Origin of the sequence: Polaromonas sp. YR568, from assembly GCF_943371715.1 — a bacterium.
GTDB lineage: Bacteria > Pseudomonadota > Gammaproteobacteria > Burkholderiales > Burkholderiaceae_C > Polaromonas.
The window spans coordinates 1-20,751 of record NZ_CALRVW010000001.1 but is presented as its reverse complement, the minus strand read 5'-3'; the positions used below and the strand labels follow the sequence as shown (position 1 = coordinate 20,751).

The window sequence follows — 20,751 nt, the reverse complement described above, 5'->3', positions numbered from 1 at the left end:
GATGGTGTTCCCGGTCAGCCGACGGTTTTGGACTCGGCGAGGCGGCGTATCGCCTCGGCCAGCTCTTCTTCGGCGGTCTTCTCGACCTTCTTGGCGGTCGGGTCGTCGATCAGGCCCTTCAGGAAGGCGATGCGCTTGATCAGCTCGGACCAGCCCTGCAGCATCAGCAGGCCGAAACCCAGCGGAATCATGGCGTACACCGGCCAGCGGATCAGCCCGCCCGCGTTACCCGAAACTTCCCCGGAGCGGTAGCCCTGCAGGAAAAACGGAATGCCGTAGTACAGGATGGTCAGGCACACAGGCGTCAGGAAAACGGAAAAACCGATGATGTCGACCCAGATCTGCCCGCGCTTGGACAGCTTGCTGGAGACCACGTCGATCTTGACGTGTTCACCGTGCAGCAGGGTGTAGCCCGCGGCGAGCAGGAAGGCGGCTGCAAACAGGTACCACTGCACCTCGAGGTAGGCGTTCGAACTCATGTTGAACACCTTGCGGATCACGGCATTGACTGCGCTGATGATGGTGGAGGCCAGGATCAGCCAGATCACGTATTTGCCGATCTGGGCATTGACCCAGTCCACGGCATTGGAAAACTTCAGTAAGGCGCGCATTTTGTCTCCAGGAAAAAAGAACCCACGCATAAAAATCATCCGGCAGGCCTTCGGGTGGAAGGCGTGCCGGATACTGGTTGGCGCGGATGGGATTCTATAGAGGACTATAGAAGCCAAGCTGACAGCTTCGTGACGGTGTTATCCCGTAGCGACGGGGTTTGGCGGGCCCGGATTTGCCCCCAAAAAGGTGCGCTGTGCGGTGGGCAGGCCGGGGTTCAGAGCACCTGTACGCCGCTGCCTTCCAGCATGCGGCCGATGGCGCGGGCCTCCGCAAAGCCCTGGCTGTGGAAGCAGGCCAGAACCTCGTCGGCAATCTCCGGCGCGCAGGACACCAGCAGACCGCCGCTGGTTTGCGGGTCGGACAGCAGGGCCTGCTGCGCCGCACCCAGGCCCGCCGGCAACAGCACTTCATGCCCATAGGCGGCCCAGTTGCGGCCGGAGGCGCCCGTGACCATGCCACGCCCTGCCAGGTCCAGCACGCCGGGCAGCAGCGGAATGCTGTCCATCTGCAACTCCATCTTCAGGTTCGCGCCGCGCGCCAGCTCCAGCCCGTGGCCGAGCAGTCCGAAGCCGGTGATGTCGGTCAGGGCATGGACTCCCTCCATTGCCGCCAGGGCGATGCCCGGTTTGTTGAGCTGGGTGGTGACGGCAATCATGCGGGCATACCCCTGGGCATCGAGTGCTTCCTTCTTGAGTGCAGCCGACAGGATGCCCACGCCCAGCGGTTTGCCCAGGATCAGCACATCGCCCGCGCGGGCCCCCGAATTTTTCTTGACCCGCGAGGGATGGACCAGGCCCATCACCACCAGGCCGTAAATCGGCTCGACCGAATCAATCGTGTGGCCGCCGGCAATCGGAATGCCGGCATCGCGGCAGACATCCTGGCCGCCGCGCAGGATGGCGCCTATGGTTTCCAGCGGCAGCACGTTGATCGGCATGCCCACCAGCCCCAGCGCCATGATGGGGGTTCCGCCCATGGCATAAACGTCGCTGATGGCGTTGGTCGCGGCGATGCGGCCAAAGTCGTAGGGATCGTCAACGATGGGCATGAAAAAGTCGGTGGTCGCAATCAGCGCCTGCTCGTCGTTGAGCTGGTAGACCGCGGCATCGTCCGCGGTCTCGATGCCGACCAGCAGTTGCGGCGGGATGTTCAGGCCAGGCATGTTGCTGGAGTTCTTGAGGATTTCACTGAGCACGCCCGGGGCAATTTTGCAGCCGCAGCCGCCGCCATGGGACAGGCTGGTCAGGCGGGGAGGGGCAGCGGGTGTGATGGGGTCGGGTGCGTTCATGGGGCGGGTTTCCTGGGCGGTGCGGCAGACAATGCGCTGAGCACCAAGTTTAAGACAAGGCGCTTCTCCGCTTCGGGGTCGAACAGGTGGGCGCGCTCGCTGCATTGTTTTTCGAGCCGGGCCAGAAAACGTGCATCGGTGGCGCAGCGCAGCAGGAGCGCCGCCAGCGCAGCGTCGTCACCCACGGGAAAATAGCCCGCGTAGCCAGCGCCCAGCATGCCGATGTTGCCGCTGATCCGTGAGGCCAGCACCGGTGTGCCGGACCGGACGGCCTGCAGGATGACCTGGGCGCCGCCTTCCATGCGCGAGCTGTTGACCAGCACATGGGCGCGCTTGATGTGCTGGCGGGTCTGGGCCTGGGGCAGACCGCCCAGCCAGTGGTAGCCGGGCACGCAGGCTTGCGCCTTCCGCGCGGCCAGCGCGAGATCCGGTGTGAGGGCGTCCCCGATATGGTCAAACAGCAGGTGCACTGACGGGCTGGCGGTCTCCGGGGCCAGCCGCGCGGCCGCGCGCATCCAGGTCAAGGGGTCTTTTTCCTCCCGCAGGTGGCCGACCATCAGGGCGCGAAAGTGCCGCACCGGCTTGACGGCAGGCTTCAGGGCGCGGGCCGACTGGTAAATCACACGGGCCTTGTGGCGCATGGCGGCGGGCAGCGCCTGCAGGCCGTCCTCCTGCAACACCACCAGATGCGTGGCCAGTGCCAGCGATTGCTGCGCGCTGGCGTCCGCAAGGATGTCGCGGTACAGGTCGGTGCCCGTCAGAATGAGAATCAGCGGCTTGCCGGGCCACTGCCGCGCCCAGGCTGCGATGGAAGGCGCCGAGCGGCGTGCATGCAGTGCGATCAGGACATCGGCCGGGGCCGAAGGGGGCGATTCCGGCCACTGCGCCCGCAGGAGGGTGACACAGTGGCCCGCCAGGCATTGCGCCCAGCGCCGGGCAGTGTGCCAGTTGCCATTGTTGGCATCGGCCAAGGCCGGGCTGACCAGCACCACGGTTTTTGTTTCGGACACGTTGCCCATGGACCACCTTGTTTCGCGAGCCGGAGCGCTCCGTGGAGCAAGGTTAACAGCTACCAGGCCTCAGGCCGGCCCGCCTTCGGCATCCCTGTCCGCCGTGAGTTCGCCCTTCCTGGCATCGAAGACAAATTGTTTCCTGGCCAGCGCAGGCTGGTAGTTGAGCATGTCGATCAGGAAGCTCAGGGCGCCGAGGTTGTTGCCGAGGCGGTCAAACGTTCCGGCCGCGAGATGCTGCTGTCCGTCGACATCGGGCTGCAGCATCTGGTCGACGAGTTCGCGCATGTGCACCACTGCCAGCGCGGCCTGGTCCAGCCCCAGCAGGGCCAACACGCCGCGCATCTGTCCCAGCTGCCCGGGCACCGCGCTCAACACCGTCTTGTCTTGGGGCGAACGGGAAAAATTGTCCAGCGATTTTTCCAGATCACCGAGCGTCACCCGCAGTTCAGCCACCAGGGTCGCCATGGTTTGTTTGTCGCTGACCTGCCGGTACAGCTCCTCCATCCAGGGCTCCAGCGGCTGGGACGGCCCGCCGGCCTGGGCCGCGTCCAGCCGTTCGGCGAGCCGGGCGGTGCGGGCGGTCAGCTGGGGGTCGCTCGGGTCGAGATCGTCGAACGCGGCCTCGAGGTACAACACGGCCGTCGCCACTTCCAGCGCCAGTTCGCGGCTGGGCACCTGGCCTGAACGTGCGGTCGTTTCGATCACACGCGTCAGCACGCGGGCCAGCGGCTCGCTGGGTGGGTGCATCTTGACCAGGGAGTCTGTGACCAGGCTGAACTGGTCGTTCATGGTCTTGAAGCGGGTGAGGTCGCCCGCGGTCACCCATGACCAGGTGTCCTTGGCCGAACTGATGCGCTTGCGTGCCTGGGCGATCAGCGCCGGGGCGAAGCGTCCGAACTGGATGGCCTCGTAGTCGATGGGCTGGAAGCGGTCCAGGCCATAACTGGCACGCACCGCCGACAGAATCGGCGCATCCGTTGTGTGCCGGGGTACCGCCTGGGTACAGAGAAACAGCAAATCCTGTGCGAGCCTGTCCGAAGCGCGGGCGTTGCCCCGTGCCAGCGCCGCATACTGCAGCAGGATGCGCAAAATCGCCCTTTTGGCATAGACATCGACTTTCAGCAGCCCCTGTGCCAGGGCTTCAAAAAAGCCGGCAGCCAGTTTCCAGAAGGCCCTGGGCTCACTGTCCGTTTCCGCCTGCGCGAAACCCAGGCACATGTCGCAGAGCTGTCGGGCCGCCTCGGGATGGCTGTTTCGCACGAGTTTCAGGGTCCACCGGTCCAGCAGCTCCCGGCTGGCGTCGCCATAGGGCAGGGGGTCGGCGCCGGACGCCAGTTCCGGCTCGATCCAGTGCCACTCAAAGGCCCAGAGGTCGGCCGGATGGACGCGGTCCGCGCCGACCAGGCCCTGCACATCCCGGTACTGGGGGAACAGGGAGACAGCCGAGGCGGGTTTGCCTGCCAGCACGTCTTCGAGGTAAGCGGTCAGGGCAAAACCGGCCAGTTCGACCTTGTTGGCAGCCTCCGGGGTGCATTGGCGGGGCGTCTGGACAAACTTCTGCACCGCGGCCTCCATCGCCCGCAGCACCAAGGCCGGCGCACTCAGGCCGACCATTTCCAGCGCGCCCACCGCCTGATGCAACTGCTGGCGGGCGATGCGCAACTGGCTCGCGTCCAGCGCGGCCAGTTCAGCGTCCTGCGTCACCTCAGCTTCCCGCACAAAACGTTTCAGCGCCTTGCTCGAACTGTCCAGTGATTTTGCAAGCTCATCGAGGACCCAGGCCAGCGGACTCATGTCCATGATGCTCAGGTCAAGATCTTCTGGGGAGGCATTCAGCTCGTTGGATGGCATAAATGGCGGACCGGTTGAGGGATCTGATTCACACGCGAAAGCAAAGGCGGCACCCGGCAAGCGGCTTTGCCTTGATAGAAAAACTATCGAAGTCTATCCCGACTGTGCCGAACCGGTGAGGGGCCGGCTGACGACCGGTCGGAAAAAGCGCTTGACTGGTGGTTGCCAGGTCCTCTCGCGCCGGATTTTCCCCGGCGGCGCAGGCGGCTCGCCATTGTCGCGGTCAGTCGCGGGTCTGCTATTCTGGGTTTCCCCATGCGCGCGGTGCGCCGTTTGCCAGGGTTGGCATGCGGTAGCCGGCTTACCAGGACGACGGTTTTGGCTTCAGACCCGCTACCCCCTTCATCACCCCATTCATCTGCCGCCCATGAGGCCGGCCTGATTGATTCGCCCCTGATGCGCGGCGCCGGACGGGATGCCCTGTCGCTGGCGCTGATGGATGCGCGCAACCATACCTTGCACCTGTTTGGCCAGTACCAGCAGGCGCTGGAGTCCGTCAACTTTGCGGTGCCCGAGCTGACGGTCCTCAATCCGCCGCTCTGGGAACTCGGGCATGTCGGCTGGTTTCAGGAATGGTGGATCGGGCGCAACATGCAGCGTGCCCGGGGTGTCCGCTGCGAGCCGGGTCATGCGCGGCTGGCCTCCATCGAACCGGGCGCCGACCGCTGGTGGGACTCGGGCAACGTGCCGCACCACCAGCGCTGGACGCTGGATCTTCCCCCGGTCGCGGCTTGCCGTGCCTATTTGCTCGACACGCTGGAAAGCACGCTGGAGCTGCTGGAAAAAACTGAAGAGGACGATGATGCGCTCTATTTTTTCCGCCTCTGCCTGTTCCACGAGGACATGCATGCCGAAGCCCTGAGCTACACCGCACAGACCCTGGGCCTGAGCCTGGACAAGGCGCTGCTGCAGGCCTTCACGCCGCCCACCTTGACCCTGCGCGAGCCGTTGCTGGTGCCTGCCACCGTCTGGAAACTCGGCAGCGCCGCGGCGCCGGGATTCGTGTTCGACAACGAACTGGCCCAACACGAGGTCAGCGTGCCCGAGTTCGAGATCGACGCCCAGCCGGTGAGCTGGGCGCAGTTCGTCGAATTTGTCGACGACGGCGGTTATGACCAGCCCGAGTTCTGGCAGAGCGAAGGCTGGGACTGGCTGCAGGCCACCGCAAGCAGTGAAGGACGACGCGGCCCGCGTTATGTCGAGCAGATCGGCGTGGCCAGCGGCGCGGTGATGCAGACCCGTTTCGGCAAGCCGATGCGCATGCTGGCCAATCAGCCGGCCATGCACATGAGCTGGTGGGAAGCCGACGCCTGGTGCCGCTGGGCCGGGCGCCGCCTGCCGGCCGAGGTCGAGTGGGAGGTGGCGGCGCACACGGCGGCGCGGCGTGGTTTTCGCTGGGGCGACGTCTGGGAGTGGACGGGCAGCACCTTCCGGGCCTATCCGGGTTTCGAACCGCACCCGTATGCTGATTATTCGCAGCCCTGGTTCGGCACGCACAAGGTGCTGCGCGGCGGTTCTTTTGCGACCCGCGCCCGCATGAAATCTCCGAAGTACCGCAACTTCTACCTGCCCGATCGGGACGATATCTTCTGCGGGTTTCGTTCCTGCGCTCTGTAGTGCTATTTTTTTGATAGCTGGTGGCGCTTGCTGTGTAAGGGCTGGAGGTGTATTTCATGCCAAGTCCGGCATCACGCTGCCTCTGTGGTCCTTTCTGGACAGTAGGCGCGACTCCCCACTCCCACCCCTAACCCCTCCCTCGCCCCGCTGGGCGATGGAGGGGGACTTCATTTGGCCGTGTGTGCTGCGATCGCGTGCAAACACCACTGCAGCTTGACTCCGACCTGACGCGCTTTGCGCGTCAGGTCTCCCCGCATCCGCACCCGTACCCGTACCCGTACCCGTACCCGTACCCGTACCCGTACCCGTACCCGAATTTGTTCCATCACCCGTCGGGCTGGGCCGAGGAGCGCAGGCAAAAGCGGATCAGGGCTCGCGATTGTCTGAGCCGCAGGCGAGTTCGAGCGAGACCCCGCTTTTGTCGAGCACCACAGGTTGCCCGTAGCGAAGCGAAGGGACCCAGACCATCGGGTCGCCTTTCTTTTCCTTAGGTTTCTTTGGCGAAGCAAAGAAAAGTAAGTCGCCCGCCGGGGCGAGACCTGGCTTGCTGGCGTACCTCCACGCTGGAAGTTCTTCAGTGGTTGCTATGAATCAAATAGCTACCAGCGCAGGTACACCAAGGGCTGGAGCAAGAAATCAACCTCAAGAGCGGGAAGTCTTGGCTTTCCGGTAATTCCACCAAGGCAACATCGCCCGCAGCGACAGCACTTTGCCGCTCTGCGCGTGCTCGCCACTGTAGCCGGGCAGTCTGGCCAGCGTCGTCTGCCAGTCGCTGCTCTGCAACTCCTTGAGCAGGGCCTGCACCTGGGGTTGCGGCAGTTCGGACTTCAGGCAGACCAGGTGGTAACGCTCCTGGACCAGCGGCACAAATCCGAGGTCTTTGTCATGCGCTGCGGCCTCGATGCCCAGGCCAGCATCGGCGGCGCCGCTGGCGATGGCCTGCGCGACCGCGCTGTGGGAGGGCTCCTGCGTGTTGTAGCCTTCGATGCCGTCCGCGTTCAGGCCGGCCTGCGCCAGTAGCTCGTCGAGCAGTACCCGCGTGCCGGTGCCCGCAGCGCGGTTGACGTAGCGGATGCCTGGCCGCTTCAGGTCAGCGATGCTGGTGATCGCCAGCGGGTTGTTCTTCGCCACCATCAGGCCCTGCTGGCGATGCGCGAAACCGATCAGCTTGTGCTGGCCGGGCTTGAGCAGGCTGCGGTACGTCAGCGCCGCCACCGACTTGTTACCCGGCTGCTCCAGGGTGTGAAAGCCCGCCATCATGCAGCGCCCGGCGTTGAGCGCCGCAATCGCGTCCACGCTGCCCATGAAGCGGATGTCCAGGTGCAGGCCATGCACGCCGGCTTGCTCGCGCAGTGCGCTCAGCGCGCTGTCGTGACTGGCATACAGCGTGAGCACGTGCGCCTCATCGTCAAAGGCGGTGGAGAAGGCGCGCTCGATGTCGCCGCGTAGCGCTTCGATCTGCGGCGCCAGCCTGGCCTGCGCCTGGCGCTCGGCCCACAGCAGCTTTTCGCCAAACTCGGTGAGCTGGGCGCGTTGGCCCTTGTCCCAGACGATCAGCGGCCGCTCCAGGGTCAGCTCCCACTTTTTCAGCGCCCCCCAGACATGGCGGTAGGACAGGTCGAGCGCGCGCGCCGCCTTCGAAATGGAGCCCTGTTCACGCACGGCATGCAGCAGGTCCATCAGCGGATTGCGGATCAGCGTGTCCTTGCTGCGCTCGGGCGTCAGCAGGTAGGAGAGTTCGACTTTGTGCATGGGGAGGCAGAAGGGTGTGCTGATTATGGTCGCAAGGCCGGGCGGGTCTTTGTTATGCAACCGGCTTCATAGCTCGCCATTCCCGATGGTGACCCACGGCCTTCGCTTCTACGATAAGGTCACAACTTTTCTTTTGCATGAACACTTTCTCGGACAGCGTCGGCACGGCGTTCTCGCTCATCGTTTCCTTCGATCCCCTGTTGGCGAGCATCGTGTTCCGGTCGCTGGCGGTCAGCGCCTGTGCCTGTGCCATTGCCTGCAGCGCCGGTCTGCTGCTCGGCGCCTGGCTGGGCGTGGCGCGTTTTCGCGGCCGCGGCGTCCTGCTGACCGTGCTCAACACGCTGCTGGCCCTGCCTTCGGTGGTGGTCGGGCTGGTGGTTTATTTGCTGCTGTCGCGCTCCGGCCCGCTGGGTTTTCTTGGCTGGCTGTTTTCTTTCCAGGCCATGGTGCTGGCGCAGGCCGTGCTCGTGCTGCCGGTGGTGACGGCGCTGGTGCGCCAGACGATTGAAGACGCCGACCGCCTGCACGGCGAACAGTTCCAGTCGCTGGGCGCGGGCAAGGGCATGCGCAGTCTGCTGCTGTTGTGGGACGAACGTTATGCGCTGCTGACCGTGCTGATCGCCGCCTTCGGCCGCGCGATCTCCGAGGTCGGCGCGGTGATGGTGGTGGGCGGCAACATCGACGGCTTCACGCGTGTCATGACCACGGCGATTGCGCTGGAAACCAGCAAGGGCGACCTGCCGCTGGCCCTGGCGCTGGGCCTGCTGCTGCTGGCTGTGGTGTTGCTGCTCAATGTGCTGATCGCGCTGGTGCGGCGCTGGCGCGAGCGGCTTGATGACGGCCTGCCCGAAACGGCCCAGCTGCTGGTTCCCGAGGCTGGAACGGGCAAGCCATGAGCGCGCTCTTCGAACTCAAAGCGGTCGATGTGCACTTCGGTCAGACCCGCGCGCTGGCTGGGTGTGCGTTGAGCATCCACGCCGGTGAACGGGTGGCCCTGGTGGGGGCCAATGGCAGCGGCAAAAGCACGCTGCTCAGAACATTGCACGGGCTGGTTCCGCCGACGCGCGGCACGGTGTTTTCAGATACATCGGCGCGCCAGGCCATGTTGTTCCAGCGGCCCTACATGCTGCGCGCCAGTGCCCTGAACAACGTGGCGCTGGGCTTGTGGCTCAGGGGCGTGCCCTGGAAAGACGCCAAAGCGCAGGCCCTGCCGGCGCTGGCGCGTGTCGGGCTGGCGGGTGTTGCCCACCGCAATGCCAAGGCCCTGTCAGGCGGACAGCAACAGCGGCTGGCGCTGGCGCGCGCCTGGGCCCTGCAGCCCCAGGTCCTGCTGCTCGACGAACCCACCGCCAGCCTGGACCCCGGTGCCAAGCGCGACGTGGAAGCGCTGATGACCGAGTTTGCCGACGCCGGCATGACGCTGGTATTCAGCAGCCACAACCTGGGCCAGGTCAAACGCCTGGCCAGCCGCGTGATCTACCTCGAGCACGGCCGGCTGCTGGCCGACCTGCCGGTTCATGACTTTTTCAACGGCCCGCTGCCGCTGGAAGCCGCGATGTTTGTCAAAGGAGAACTTGTATGAAACCCACTCCCGCCCTGTCCCGGATGTTCAGGTGTTTTCGGGCTGCAGCTCTTTTACCGATTGCGCTGGCATCTACTGTTTCGATAGCGCAGACAAACACCATCGTGATGGCCTCGACGACCTCGACCGAGCAGTCGGGCCTGTTCGGCACGTTGCTGCCGGCGTTCAAACAGGCCAGCGGGATCGATATCAAGGTGGTGGCCCTGGGCACCGGCCAGGCCATCGACATGGGCCGCCGCGGCGATGCCGACGTGCTGTTTGTGCACGACCAGGTGGCCGAGGAAAAAGTCATCGCCGAAGGTTTCGCGATCAAACGCTACCCGGTGATGTACAACGACTTCGTGCTGATCGGCCCGGCGGCCGATCCGGCGAAGACCAGAGGCAAGGACATTGTGGAAGCCTTGAGAAAAATCAGTGCAACGAACGCCCCGTTTGTCTCGCGCGGCGACAAGAGCGGCACCCATGCCGCCGAGCTGCGTTACTGGAAAAATGCCGGCGTCGACAACCCGCAATTTGCCGGCTACAAGGCCTGCGGCTGCGGCATGGGCCCGGCGCTGAACATTGCCGCCAGCTCGGGCGCCTACGTGATGGCCGACCGAGGCACCTGGCTGGCGTTCAAGAACCGCGCGGATCTGGCGGTGCTGGTGGAAGGTGATACACGCCTGTTCAACCAGTACGGCGTGATGGTGGTCAACCCCGCCAAACACCCGAAAGTCAAAGTGGCCGAGGCGCAGAAATTCGTGGACTGGGTGATCTCGCCGGCCGGCCAGGCAGCGATTGCCAGCTACAAGATTGGCGGCGAGCAGCTGTTCTTTCCAAACGCCCCGCGCCAGTGAGCAGACTTCCCTTCAAGCAGGGGCCGCGGATCCGGCTTTGCCGGCCCGCAGGCGCAGCGCCCCCTCGGGGGGCAGCGCAGTACACGAAGTGACAAGCGTGGGGGCTCGTTATCTCAACATACCCAGCGCAAACGGCAGGCTGAACATGCCGAGCAGGGTGGACAAGGTGACCAGGCCGGCCACATAGGCGCCGTCGTAACCCATGCGGGCTGCCAGCACGTAACAGCTCGACGCGGTAGGCAGCGCCGAAAACGCCAGCAGCACGGTGGTCTGCACCGGCGACAGGCGAAACACCCAGGACAGGCCCAAGGCGATCAGCGGAATGAAGAAGTGGCGGATGGCCAGCAGCGCCACCGCCAGGGTTTTGGCCCTGGCCAGTTGACCGAACTGCATGCCGGCGCCGGCGGCCATCAGGCCCAGCGCCAGTGAGGCCGCACCGATGCGGGTCACGGTGGGCTCCAGCCAGACCGGGATCTGGAAACCCGCGAGGTTGGCGGCCAGGCCGGTGGCGGTGGCGATGATCAGCGGGTTGCGCAGCAGCGCACCGAGGAAGCCGCTGTTGGCGTGGCGCGCCATCGGCCAGACCGCGCCGACATTGAACAGCGGCACGCAGACGCCGATCAGCACGGCAATCAGCAGCAGGCCTTCGGCACCGGCCAGCCGTTCGGCCAGCGCCAGCCCGATGAAGGAGTTGAAGCGGAAAGCCACCTGCGCGCTGGCCGCGTGCTCCCGCCTGTCAATATGCCTCCCGAGCCAGGGCAGGTGCGGCAGCGAATACGCCAGCGCAATGCCGAGCACGCCCATGCTCAGCCCGGCCGCGATCAGGCTGGAAGCCGCGCCCAGGTCCAGCGGACTTTTGACGATGGACTGGAACAGCAGGACCGGAAACAGGAAGTAATAGACCAGGCTTTCCACCTGCTGCCACACCGTGCGGTTGAGGGCGGTGTAACGGCACACCAGGTAGCCGCAGAGAATCAGGGAGAAATCCGGGAAGAGAAGTTGGGCGTAATTCACCCCGGCAAGAATAACCGCAATGGGTTTAACTCCTAGGGATTGCCCTTATGCGTAATCCACAACAAGGTGGCACGGTGCTTGCGCTTACGATAGAGCTTGTCCACTTTCTATCGCAAGGAAAATCGTTATGCAACGTCGTTATCTGCTCACCCTTTCTGCACTGACGCTGGCCACGGCCGCGGCAGGTTCTGCCCTGGCCCAGTCCTACCCGAACAAGGTCGTCAAGCTGCAGGTGCCTTTTGCACCGGGCGGTACCACCGACATCGTTGCGCGCGTGGTCGCCGAGCCGCTGGGCAAGGCCCTCGGTCAAAACGTGATCGTCGAGAACAAGGCCGGCGGCGGCGGCGTGGTCGGCGCGCTGGAAACCGTGCGTTCCACACCGGACGGTTATTCGCTGGGCATGGCCACGGTCTCCACCACGGCGGCCAACCCGGCCATCAACACCAAGATCCCGTACAACCCGCTGACGGACTTCACGCCCATCATCAACATTGCGGCCACGCCCAACATCATCGCGGTGCACCCGAGCTTTCCGGCGCGCAACTACAAGGAGTTCATCGCCGAGATCAAGAAGAACCCCGGCAAGTACTCTTACGCCTCGTCGGGCACCGGCGGCATCGGCCACCTGCAGACCGAGCTGTTCAAAAACCTGAGCGGCGCCTTCATCACGCACATTCCCTACCGCGGCGCAGGCCCGGCCCTGAACGACACGGTGGCCGGCCAGGTGCAGATCATTTTTGACAACATTCCCTCGGCCCTGCCTTTCATCCAGCAAAAGCGCCTGATCCCGATCGTGGTGGCCGCGCCGCAGCGTCTGGCAGTTCTGCCGGACGTGCCGACTTTCAAGGAAGTCGGCCTCGAGCCGGTCAACCGCATGGCGTATTACGGCATTCTCGGCCCCAAGGGTCTGCCGAAAGAGGTGGTCGACAAGGTCAGCGCGGCCACGCTCAAGGCCCTGCAGGACCCGGCGGTGCGCAAGCGCATCGAGGACACCGGCTCCATCATCGTCGGCAACACGCCCGAGCAGTTCACCGCCCAGATCAAGGCCGAGTACGAGGTCTACAAAAAAGTGGTGACCACCTCCAAGCTGTCACTCGACTGAGTGCCGACCCGGCGGTGTGACCGCCTTGTCTGCGTTTTTCGTCAGCCCCGCCGGCCCCGCGCTTGCGGGGTTTTTCTTTTGCAGTGGATCTGTGGGTCCAGTTTGTTATCGTTGCGCCCATGAATCCCCATAGCCAGTCCAGCATTGATGCCTTTGTCGACGCCATGTGGCTGGAAGATGGCTTGTCCAAAAACACGCTGGCCGCCTACCGGCGCGACCTGTCCCTGTATGCGCTGTGGCTGGGTGCGAAAGAGCAGGGCGGGCGCAAGCTCGACGACAGTTCCGAGCGCGACCTGAACGCCTATTTTTCGGCCCGGCACGCCAGCACCCGGGCGACCTCCGCGAACCGGCGCCTGACGGTGTTCAAGCGTTACTTCCGCTGGGCCCTGCGCGAGCGCCTGATCCACGCCGATCCCACCCTCAAACTGCAGTCGGCGAAACAGGCCCTGCGTGTGCCCAAGCTGATGTCGGAAGCCCAGGTCGAGCTGCTGCTGGCCGCGCCCGATGTCGACACGCCGTTGGGCCTGCGCGACCGCGCCATGCTGGAGCTGATGTACGCCAGCGGCCTGCGCGTGAGCGAGCTGGTGGGACTCAAGACCTTCCATGTCGGCATGAACGAGGGGGTGCTGCGCGTCATGGGCAAGGGCAGCAAGGAGCGCCTGGTGCCCTTCGGCCAGGTGGCGCGGCAGGCGATCGAGCACTACCTTGCCGAAGCGCGCCCGGCCATCCTGGGCGGCCAGCAGACCGACGACCTGTTTGTCACGGGCCGCGGCAGCGGCATGAGCCGCGTGATGTTCTGGATGCTGGTCAAGAAACATGCGCTGCGGGCAGGCATCACCTCGCCGCTGTCGCCGCACACCCTGCGCCATGCCTTCGCCACCCACCTGCTCAACCACGGCGCCGACCTGCGCGCGGTGCAGATGCTGCTGGGCCACGCCGACATCTCGACCACCACCATCTACACCCATGTGGCGCGCGAACGCCTGAAGGCGCTGCACGCGCACCATCACCCCAGAGGGTGAATCCGCAGGAAGGAATGGGGGCAGGGCAAAATGGTGTTTCCCTTTTACTTCCGGACTTCCCTCTCATGTCACGCCTGAATCGCCGTCATGGCCTGTTTGCCCTGTCCCTGCTTGCCCTGAGCACCAGCTGGATGCCCCTGTCCGCCGCCGCCCAAGGCGCCTGGCCGTCACGCCCCCTCCGTATCGTGGTGGCCTACCCGCCGGGTGGCCTGAGCGACAACATCGCGCGGGCGCTGGCGGACAAGCTGGCCGCGCAGCTGGGCACGCCGGTGCTGGTGGAAAACCGGGCGGGTGCGGGCGGCAGCATCGGCATGGACGCCGTGGCCAAGGCCGCGCCGGACGGCTACACCATCGGCTTTTCCTCGATCAGCCCGCTGGCGCTGAACCCGCACCTGGGCAAGCTGCCCTATGACCCGGCCAGGGACATTGCCCCGGTGGCCAGTGTGATGTATTCGCCGGTGGTGCTGCTGGCCACCTCTGCTTTTGAAGGCAAGGACTTCAAGGACCTGCTGGCGGCAGCGAAAGCCAAGCCGGGCAGCATCCGCTGGTCCACCTCGGGGCTGGCCACGGTCGGTCACATCGTGCTCGAACAGGTCCAGCTGGGCGCGAAGGCCGGTTTCACCCACATTCCCTACAAGGGCGGCGGCCAGCAACTGACCGATGCGTTGAGCGGGCAGTTTGAAGTGATCACCACCAACCTCAGCGGTGCGGTGATGCCGCACATCCAGTCCGGCAAGCTGCGTCCGCTGGCCGTCGGTGCTCCGGCGCGGGTGGAGGCCCTGCCGCAGGTGCCGACCTTTGCCGAGCTCGGTTTTGCGCCGGCCAACCTGAGCTCGCTGTTCGGCGTGTTTGCGCCTGCAAAAACACCCGAGGCCATCCTCACGCGCCTGAACACCGAAATCAACGTGGCCCTGAAGACGCCCGAGTTGCGCAAGCGCCTGCTGGGCGCTGACAACGTGCCGACGGGTGGCAGCGCCGCCGAGTTCGGGCGACAGATTGCGCAGGAGTCGGACAACAACGCCCGCATCATCAAGGCGGCGCAAATCAAGGGTGACTGAACCCGGCGACGCCGAATGCTATCTATTTGATAGCTGCTTTCGCCCGTTGAATAAGGGTCGGATGCTGATTCTATTGTCAGATTCCGGGAGGCGGCCGGCTCAGCCCGGCGTCCTGCCCGCGCCGGCTGGCGCTGCATACATGTAGTCGCGCCGGAAGGGGAAGCGGCTTTGCGCGCCCTTGATGGCTTCGTCCGCCATGGATTCAGCCGGGCGGGTGGCCAGCATCTGGTGCAGCGAGAGCCAGCCCTGCTCGAAGCCCATGGCACTGCCGGCCAGGTAGAGGCGGTAGGCGCGCAGGGTTTTCTCGCCGCGTTCGCTGCCGCTGCGGTCGGCCAGCACCTGCTGCGCCGCGTCCAGCCGGGCCTCCAGCGCATCGGACCAGTCCCATAGCGTGCGCGCATAGTGGGGGCGCAGGTTTTCCGTGTCGACCATTTCCAGCCCGCCGCGCGCCATGTGGTTGAGCACGTCGCTGACATGCAGCAATTGCCCGCCGGGGAAAATGTATTTTTCGATGAAGTCGCCCATGCCCGCGCCGAGCTGGTCGTTGTCCGGCCCGCCGGCGGTGATGCCGTGGTTCATCACCAGCCCGCCCGGTGCCAGCAGGCGCCGGATCTTGCCGAAGTACGCCGTCATGTTGGCGCGGCCCACATGTTCGAACATGCCCACCGACGAAATCTTGTCGAAGGGCTGGCTTTCATCGAGCTCGCGGTAGTCGCGCAGCTCCATCCGCACCCGGCCCTGCAGGCCCTTGTCGGCGATCAGGCGCTGCACATGCGCATGCTGGTTCTTCGACAGCGTGATGCCAGTGGCGTCAACCCCGTAATGCTCGGCCGCCCACAGCAGCAGGCCGCCCCAGCCCGCGCCAATGTCGAGGAAACGTTCGCCGGGCTGCAGCATGAGCTTGCGGCAGATGTGGTCGAGTTTGGCCTCCTGGGCCTGGGCCAGCGTCATGGCGTCGTCCCGGTAGTAGGCGCAGGAATAAACGCGGCGCGGATCCAGCCAGAGAGCGTAGAAGTCGTCCGAAACATCGTAGTGGAACTGGATCTGCTCGGCGTCTTTTTCCGGCGTATGCGCCCTGAGCGCGCGGATATGACGCTGCAGGGTGGTCCACCAGCCGGCGTCGATGTGGACCGGGTTGGCCGGCAGCAGGCTGACGGCCACGGCCATCACGTCGCGCATGCGGCCTTCCAGGTGCAGCTTGCCCTCGACAAACTCCTCGGCCAGAGCGCCGATCTGGCCGGCGCGCAGCCGGGTCAGGCTGGACCAGTGGGAAAACGACATCTTGACCGGCGCGCCGGGTGGGCCGAGCACCTGGCCCGCGGGCAGCTGCACGGCCACTGGCGACGGCAGGCGCACGATTTTCGACTCAATCTGGGGAACGAGATGCCGGATCATTGCAAACCCTCCTCTGCAAATTCTGCAACTTCTGGGACTTCTGCGATTTGACGGTCTGATGCCGAAATATTACTGAATCCTGCGCCAGCTTGCCGTTGTTCCATGCGCTCACGCCGTGGGAAAACGACCCGATTCAGTGTCAGCCGCCCCGGACGCGGGCGTATTGATGTGTATCAAGCCGGCGGGCCTCTGGGCCGCGCGCGGCCGCTGTGTCGTGCTTCAAGTCCCCAGCCGGGCCAGCTCGGCCTCGTCGAACCCGGCGGCGCGCCGGGCGTCCAGGTTGAACGGGCCGCGCAGCGCGGGCGCCTCGTAGCGGGCGGCCAGCGCGGCGTAGGTCGCCACGGGATCGAGCTGGCGCTGCCCGCACAAGTGGCGGTACCAGTGGTTGCCGATGGCAACATGGCCGATCTCGTCGCGCAGGATGATGTCCAGAATGTCGACCGCGCGCAGGGCCGCGGGGCTGCCGACCCGGCGCAGCTTGGCCTGCATCGCGGGGGTGGCGTCCAGCCCGCGCGCTTCCAGCGTGCGCGGCACCAGCGCCATGCGTGCGAGCACGTCGCCGGCGGTTTTTTCGGTCATGTCCCAGAGGCCGGTGTGGGCCGGAAAGTCGCCGTAGTCATACCCCAAGGTCTGCAGGTGCTCGCGCAGCAGGCTGAAATGCTGGGCCTCTTCCGCGGCGACCCGGAGCCAGTCGAGGTAATAGGCCGGCGGCATGCCGTCAAAGCGCCACGCGGCGTCGAGCGCCAGGTTGATCGCGTTGAATTCGATGTGTGTCACCGCGTGCAGCAGGGCGGCCAAGCCCGGTGCGGTAAAGGGTGAACGTTTGGGTACATCGAGGTGGGAGCGCAGCTCGGGCCGCGCCGGACAGCCGGGCACGCCGGCCGGGGCCTCGAGGCGGTCATGAGATGCTATCGAAAGAGTAGCTGCTTGCGCCCACAGGGATTGGGCCAGCAGCACTTTTTGCTGTGGATCGGGCTGCAGCAGGGCTTCCAGCGCCAGCTGGCGCAGTTCGGGGGGTGCGGGTGTCGCCGTCATGGGTGGATTGTCGGCGATCGCGCGCAGCGCCCGTGCAAGACAGCGGGCAGGCGCCTGCCTACAATTGGGGCTCTTTCCGCCGCGCGCCGCCGCGCCAGCGGCCCCTTTCCCCACTTCACCAAGAACCATGGCCCTCTACCAACTCGACGACCTGACCCCTGCCGTTCATGACTCCGCCTGGGTCGCCGACAGCGCGCAGGTGATGGGTAACGTGACACTGGCCGAAGACAGCAGTGTCTGGTTCGGCGTGGTGATTCGCGGCGACACCGAAACCATCCGCGTCGGCAAGGGCTCCAACATCCAGGACAACAGCGTGCTGCATGCCGACCACGGCATGCCCCTGCACATCGGCGACAACGTCACCGTAGGCCACCAGGTCATGCTGCACGGCTGCACCATCGGCGACGGCTCGCTGATCGGCATCCAGGCGGTGGTGCTCAATGGCGCCCGCATCGGCAAGAACTGCCTGGTGGGCGCCGGCTCGCTGGTGACCGAAGGCAAGGAGTTTCCCGACGGCTCCATGATTCTCGGCAGCCCGGCGAAGGCGGTGCGGCAACTGAGCCCCGAACAGATCGAGGGTTTAAAAATGAGCGCCCGGCACTATGTAGAGAATGCCCGGCGCTACCAGACCGGGCTCAAGAAAATCGCCTGAATGCCATGAATGGTCATTGCGGACCCGATCCGCAATCCATGGATCCCGGATCAGGTCCGGGATGACGGCCCCATTGATCGACGCCAACCCAATTTCATCATGTCCGAACTCCATAAATTCATCTTCGACGGCCTGCCGGTGCGCGGCATGCTGGTGCGCCTGACGGACGCCTGGCAGGAAATCCTGAAACGGCGCGAGGCTGGCGGCGGCTACCCGCCCGAAGTCATGCAGCTGCTCGGCGAAATGACGGCTGCCGGCGCGCTGATGCAGGGCAACATCAAGTTCAACGGCGCGCTGGTGCTGCAGGTTTTTGGGGACGGCCCGGTCAAGCTGGCCGTGGCCGAGGTGCAGCCCGACCTGAGCCTGCGCGCCACCGCGACCGTGACCGGCGAGGTGTTGCCGGGCGACAGCCTGAGCCGGCTCGTCAACGTCACCAACCAGGGCCGCTGCGCGATCACGCTGGACCCGACAGACCGCCTGCCCGGCCAGCAGCCCTACCAGGGCGTGGTGCCGCTGTTTGGCGACCAGCACGAAAAGCTCGAAAACCTCAGCGAGGTGCTGGAGCACTACATGTTGCAAAGCGAGCAGCTCGACACCCGGCTCATCCTCGCGGCCGACGGACAGGTCGCGGCCGGGCTGCTAATCCAGCGTCTGCCGGTGCAGGGCGAGGGCAACCTGCAGGGCAGCCAGCGCGCCGACGAAGACGAGATCGGCCGCAACGAAGACTACAAACGCATCGCGCTGCTGGCCGGCACGCTCAAGCGCGAGGAGCTGCTGGGCCTGGACGCCGACACCATCCTGCACCGCCTGTTCTGGGAAGAAAAAGTCACGCGTTTTGTGCCCAGCACACCAACCTTTGCCTGCAGCTGCTCGCAGGAGCGTGTCAGCGGCATGTTGCGCAGCCTGGGTACGGCCGAGGTGGAAAGCATCATCGCCGAGCAGGGGCGCATCGACGTGGGCTGCGAGTTCTGCGGCGCGCAGTATGGGTTCGATCCGGTTGATGCCGCGCAGATTTTCACGCGCCAGGAAAGCCAGCTGCCGCCCGCGCCCACCGTGCAGTAGCTGTAGTCCCTGTAGTGCCGGCTGCCGTCAGGGCGGTCGGCGCGCCAGCAGGTCGCTGAGCAGGCGGCGTTCGCAGTCCGGGTCGCTGCAGGTGTCGCAGGCCCAGACCCATGGGCGGCGCGCCTGCTCATCGGTCTGGCTGCCGTCCTGCAGCCCCTGCAGCGCGCCCAGTGCCTGGGCCAGGCGCTGAGGCCCCTGGCCGTAAACCACGGTGTAGGGCACCGCTGCCTTTGCAAGCGCGCGGCGCAGTTGCTGGTCGGCCATGTCCTGTGCCGCTGCGAAGCCGGCTGCTGCCGGCAGATCCAGGCCCATGAGCAGGACCGTATCGAAGCCTTGCGGGCCGGGCAGGCCGTCCGCGCTTGCACCCAGCACAGACGCCAGTGGCGGGTTGTCGGCGAGCAGGAATGTCGGGGTTGGGGTGGGGCGGCTGTCCAGCGCCGCCAGGAGTTCGCCAGTCAGCCGGGTCTTGCCGGTACCCGCTGCGCCCAGCAGGGCGATGTGGCGCGGCGCAGGCCCATGGCCAGGCTGGGTTGCCAGATCATGAGTCAAATCAGGCTCCAGCCCAGACAGGTAAAGCGCCGGAAGCTATCAAAAGCAGAGCAAAAAAAGCAGGTCGCGATGGCCGCGGTCAGGGCGCAATCTGCACGAAAATTTCATTGGGCTTGACCATGCCCAGCTCCTGGCGCGCCTTTTCCTCCACCATCTCCAGGCCTTCGCGCAGGTCCTTGACCTCGGCGGCCAGCCGTTCGTTGTCGGCCTGCGCCTGGGCGTTGCTGGCGGTCTGCTCGCTGAGCTTGCGCTGCATCGCATTGACACTGGGAAGGCTGCCCCGGCCAATCCAGAGCTGCGCATGCACGATGACCAGCAGCGCAATCAGGAGGGCGGGGACGACGCGGTTTCCCACGATCAACGCTTGTGTTTAGCGCAGGTTATAGAAGGCAGCGCGGCCGGGGTAGACCGCGATGTCGCCCAGGTCTTCTTCGATGCGCAGCAGCTGGTTGTACTTGGCCATGCGGTCCGAGCGGCTCAGCGAGCCGGTCTTGATCTGGCCGGCGTTGGTGCCAACCGCGATGTCGGCAATCGTGTTGTCTTCGGTCTCGCCGGAGCGGTGCGAAATCACCGCGGTGTAGCCGGCGCGTTTGGCCATTTCGATCGCGGCAAAGGTTTCGGTCAGCGTGCCGATCTGGTTGATCTTGATCAGGATGGAATTGGCAATGTGCTTGTCAATGCCTTCCTGGAGGATCTTGGTGTTGGTGACAAACAGGTCGTCGCCGACCAGCTGTACCTTCTTGCCCAGGCGTTCGGTCAGGATTTTCCAGCCGTCCCAGTCGCCTTCGTGCATGCCATCCTCGATGCTGATGATGGGGTACTTGTCGCACCAGGTGGCCAGCATGTCGGTCCACTGCTGGGCGTTCAGGCTCAGGCCGCCTTCGCCTTCAAGCACGTAGTGGCCGTCCTTGTAGAACTCGCTGGCAGCGCAATCCAGCGCCAGCGCGATCTGGTCGCCGGCGGTGTAGCCGGCCTTGTCGATGGCTTCCAGAATCAGCGCAATCGCTGCTTCATGGTTTTCCACGCTGGGCGCAAAGCCGCCTTCGTCACCCACGGCGGTGCTGATGCCACGGTCGTGCAGGATTTTCTTGAGCGCATGGAACACCTCGGCACCCCAGCGCAGCGCTTCGCGAAAGCTGGGCGCTCCCACCGGCACGATCATGAACTCCTGCAGGTCCAGGCTGTTGTTGGCGTGGGCGCCGCCGTTGATCACGTTCATCATGGGAACGGGCATCTGCATCGCGCCCATGCCGCCGAAGTAACGGTACAGCGGGAGGCCGGCTTCCTCGGCGGCGGCGCGAGCGACGGCCA

Annotated in this window: 20 protein-coding genes; 9 read left to right on the top strand and 11 right to left on the bottom strand. The window is 65.3% G+C overall.

Annotation, left to right across the window (positions count from 1 at the left end):
• Positions 1–14: 14 nt before the first annotated feature.
• The 4 genes from AAG813_RS00100 to AAG813_RS00085 form a co-directional block, all read right to left on the bottom strand.
• Complete coding sequence (locus tag AAG813_RS00100) at positions 15–611, bottom strand: TRAP transporter small permease subunit (protein ID WP_341910526.1); 597 nt, start codon at positions 609–611, stop codon at positions 15–17.
• 215 nt (positions 612–826) lie between these two features.
• Positions 827–1,900: a selenide, water dikinase SelD gene (gene selD, locus AAG813_RS00095; protein ID WP_341910523.1), complete on the bottom strand. Its 1,074-nt coding sequence runs from the start codon at positions 1,898–1,900 to the stop codon at positions 827–829.
• The gene (gene senB, locus AAG813_RS00090; RefSeq protein WP_341910521.1) at positions 1,897–2,919 is read right to left on the bottom strand and encodes a selenoneine biosynthesis selenosugar synthase SenB; all 1,023 of its coding nucleotides are present in this window, start codon (positions 2,917–2,919) and stop codon (positions 1,897–1,899) included. The genes selD and senB overlap by 4 nt, the downstream gene beginning before the upstream one ends.
• A gap of 60 nt (positions 2,920–2,979) precedes the next feature.
• Entirely contained in the window at positions 2,980–4,764 is a 1,785-nt protein-coding gene (locus tag AAG813_RS00085) for a hypothetical protein (protein ID WP_341910519.1), read from the bottom strand.
• Between the two features lie 396 nt (positions 4,765–5,160).
• Here AAG813_RS00085 and senA point away from each other — a divergent pair, with 396 nt between their 5' ends.
• On the top strand, positions 5,161–6,381 hold the full coding sequence (gene senA / locus AAG813_RS00080) for a selenoneine synthase SenA (protein ID WP_341910517.1): 1,221 nt from the start codon (positions 5,161–5,163) through the stop codon (positions 6,379–6,381).
• 642 nt (positions 6,382–7,023) lie between these two features.
• Here senA and AAG813_RS00075 read toward each other — a convergent pair.
• A complete protein-coding gene (locus tag AAG813_RS00075; RefSeq protein ID WP_341910515.1) occupies positions 7,024–8,133 on the bottom strand; it encodes a substrate-binding domain-containing protein in 1,110 nt (369 codons plus the stop codon).
• Between the two features lie 137 nt (positions 8,134–8,270).
• On the opposite strand from AAG813_RS00075, the gene AAG813_RS00070 reads away from it, so the two are divergent.
• Genes AAG813_RS00070 through AAG813_RS00060 form a run of 3 tightly spaced genes read left to right on the top strand, consistent with a single transcriptional unit; the run spans position 8,271 to position 10,551 of the window.
• Entirely contained in the window at positions 8,271–9,029 is a 759-nt protein-coding gene (locus AAG813_RS00070) for an ABC transporter permease (protein ID WP_341910512.1), read from the top strand.
• The gene (locus tag AAG813_RS00065) at positions 9,026–9,715 is read left to right on the top strand and encodes a phosphate ABC transporter ATP-binding protein (RefSeq protein ID WP_341910509.1); all 690 of its coding nucleotides are present in this window, start codon (positions 9,026–9,028) and stop codon (positions 9,713–9,715) included. The genes AAG813_RS00070 and AAG813_RS00065 overlap by 4 nt, the downstream gene beginning before the upstream one ends.
• A gap of 23 nt (positions 9,716–9,738) precedes the next feature.
• Complete coding sequence (locus tag AAG813_RS00060) at positions 9,739–10,551, top strand: substrate-binding domain-containing protein (protein WP_341911079.1); 813 nt, start codon at positions 9,739–9,741, stop codon at positions 10,549–10,551.
• A gap of 108 nt (positions 10,552–10,659) precedes the next feature.
• On the opposite strand, the gene AAG813_RS00055 is transcribed toward AAG813_RS00060, so the two are convergent.
• Positions 10,660–11,565 (bottom strand): AEC family transporter, encoded by a 906-nt coding sequence (locus AAG813_RS00055; RefSeq protein ID WP_341910507.1) that lies wholly within the window; start codon positions 11,563–11,565, stop codon positions 10,660–10,662.
• A gap of 127 nt (positions 11,566–11,692) precedes the next feature.
• On the opposite strand from AAG813_RS00055, the gene AAG813_RS00050 reads away from it, so the two are divergent.
• The 3 genes from AAG813_RS00050 (at position 11,693) to AAG813_RS00040 (ending at position 14,747) form a co-directional block, all read left to right on the top strand.
• On the top strand, positions 11,693–12,667 hold the full coding sequence (locus AAG813_RS00050) for a tripartite tricarboxylate transporter substrate binding protein BugE (protein WP_341910505.1): 975 nt from the start codon (positions 11,693–11,695) through the stop codon (positions 12,665–12,667).
• A gap of 119 nt (positions 12,668–12,786) precedes the next feature.
• Positions 12,787–13,689: a site-specific tyrosine recombinase XerD gene (xerD, locus tag AAG813_RS00045; protein WP_341910503.1), complete on the top strand. Its 903-nt coding sequence runs from the start codon at positions 12,787–12,789 to the stop codon at positions 13,687–13,689.
• 131 nt (positions 13,690–13,820) lie between these two features.
• Entirely contained in the window at positions 13,821–14,747 is a 927-nt protein-coding gene (locus AAG813_RS00040) for a tripartite tricarboxylate transporter substrate binding protein (RefSeq protein WP_341911077.1), read from the top strand.
• A 99-nt stretch (positions 14,748–14,846) separates the two neighbouring features.
• On the opposite strand, the gene AAG813_RS00035 is transcribed toward AAG813_RS00040, so the two are convergent.
• Positions 14,847–16,142, bottom strand: coding sequence for a class I SAM-dependent methyltransferase (locus AAG813_RS00035; RefSeq protein ID WP_341910501.1), 1,296 nt, complete (start codon positions 16,140–16,142; stop codon positions 14,847–14,849).
• Positions 16,143–16,361: 219 nt separating this feature from the next.
• Entirely contained in the window at positions 16,362–17,177 is an 816-nt protein-coding gene (locus AAG813_RS00030) for a ferritin-like domain-containing protein (RefSeq protein WP_341910499.1), read from the bottom strand.
• Positions 17,178–17,304: 127 nt separating this feature from the next.
• Between AAG813_RS00030 and AAG813_RS00025 the strand changes: the two genes are divergently transcribed.
• Positions 17,305–17,829 (top strand): gamma carbonic anhydrase family protein, encoded by a 525-nt coding sequence (locus AAG813_RS00025; protein WP_341910497.1) that lies wholly within the window; start codon positions 17,305–17,307, stop codon positions 17,827–17,829.
• Positions 17,830–17,928: 99 nt separating this feature from the next.
• Positions 17,929–18,891 (top strand): Hsp33 family molecular chaperone HslO, encoded by a 963-nt coding sequence (locus AAG813_RS00020; RefSeq protein ID WP_341910495.1) that lies wholly within the window; start codon positions 17,929–17,931, stop codon positions 18,889–18,891.
• A 27-nt stretch (positions 18,892–18,918) separates the two neighbouring features.
• Here the strand turns inward: AAG813_RS00020 and AAG813_RS00015 are convergent, their stop codons facing one another.
• The 3 genes from AAG813_RS00015 to eno form a co-directional block, all read right to left on the bottom strand.
• Complete coding sequence (locus AAG813_RS00015; protein ID WP_341910493.1) at positions 18,919–19,440, bottom strand: hypothetical protein; 522 nt, start codon at positions 19,438–19,440, stop codon at positions 18,919–18,921.
• Positions 19,441–19,519: 79 nt separating this feature from the next.
• Positions 19,520–19,795, bottom strand: coding sequence for a septum formation initiator family protein (locus tag AAG813_RS00010; RefSeq protein ID WP_341910491.1), 276 nt, complete (start codon positions 19,793–19,795; stop codon positions 19,520–19,522).
• A gap of 15 nt (positions 19,796–19,810) precedes the next feature.
• Positions 19,811–20,751 (bottom strand): phosphopyruvate hydratase (gene eno, locus AAG813_RS00005; protein ID WP_341910489.1); only part of this gene is annotated, 941 nt, incomplete at its 5' end.

What these genes read in the sequence shown, in the direction of transcription:
- AAG813_RS00100 (WP_341910526.1), bottom strand. Translation starts at nt 611, where the DNA reads ATGCGCGCCTTACTGAAGTTTTCCAATGCCGTGGACTGGGTCAATGCC.
- selD (WP_341910523.1), bottom strand. Translation starts at nt 1,900, where the DNA reads ATGAACGCACCCGACCCCATCACACCCGCTGCCCCTCCCCGCCTGACC.
- senB (WP_341910521.1), bottom strand. Translation starts at nt 2,919, where the DNA reads ATGGGCAACGTGTCCGAAACAAAAACCGTGGTGCTGGTCAGCCCGGCC.
- AAG813_RS00085 (WP_341910519.1), bottom strand. Translation starts at nt 4,764, where the DNA reads ATGCCATCCAACGAGCTGAATGCCTCCCCAGAAGATCTTGACCTGAGC.
- senA (WP_341910517.1), top strand. Translation starts at nt 5,161, where the DNA reads ATGCGCGGCGCCGGACGGGATGCCCTGTCGCTGGCGCTGATGGATGCG.
- AAG813_RS00075 (WP_341910515.1), bottom strand. Translation starts at nt 8,133, where the DNA reads ATGCACAAAGTCGAACTCTCCTACCTGCTGACGCCCGAGCGCAGCAAG.
- AAG813_RS00070 (WP_341910512.1), top strand. Translation starts at nt 8,271, where the DNA reads ATGAACACTTTCTCGGACAGCGTCGGCACGGCGTTCTCGCTCATCGTT.
- AAG813_RS00065 (WP_341910509.1), top strand. Translation starts at nt 9,026, where the DNA reads ATGAGCGCGCTCTTCGAACTCAAAGCGGTCGATGTGCACTTCGGTCAG.
- AAG813_RS00060 (WP_341911079.1), top strand. Translation starts at nt 9,739, where the DNA reads ATGTTCAGGTGTTTTCGGGCTGCAGCTCTTTTACCGATTGCGCTGGCA.
- AAG813_RS00050 (WP_341910505.1), top strand. Translation starts at nt 11,693, where the DNA reads ATGCAACGTCGTTATCTGCTCACCCTTTCTGCACTGACGCTGGCCACG.
- xerD (WP_341910503.1), top strand. Translation starts at nt 12,787, where the DNA reads ATGAATCCCCATAGCCAGTCCAGCATTGATGCCTTTGTCGACGCCATG.
- AAG813_RS00040 (WP_341911077.1), top strand. Translation starts at nt 13,821, where the DNA reads ATGCCCCTGTCCGCCGCCGCCCAAGGCGCCTGGCCGTCACGCCCCCTC.
- AAG813_RS00035 (WP_341910501.1), bottom strand. Translation starts at nt 16,142, where the DNA reads ATGATCCGGCATCTCGTTCCCCAGATTGAGTCGAAAATCGTGCGCCTG.
- AAG813_RS00030 (WP_341910499.1), bottom strand. Translation starts at nt 17,177, where the DNA reads ATGACGGCGACACCCGCACCCCCCGAACTGCGCCAGCTGGCGCTGGAA.
- AAG813_RS00025 (WP_341910497.1), top strand. Translation starts at nt 17,305, where the DNA reads ATGGCCCTCTACCAACTCGACGACCTGACCCCTGCCGTTCATGACTCC.
- AAG813_RS00020 (WP_341910495.1), top strand. Translation starts at nt 17,929, where the DNA reads ATGTCCGAACTCCATAAATTCATCTTCGACGGCCTGCCGGTGCGCGGC.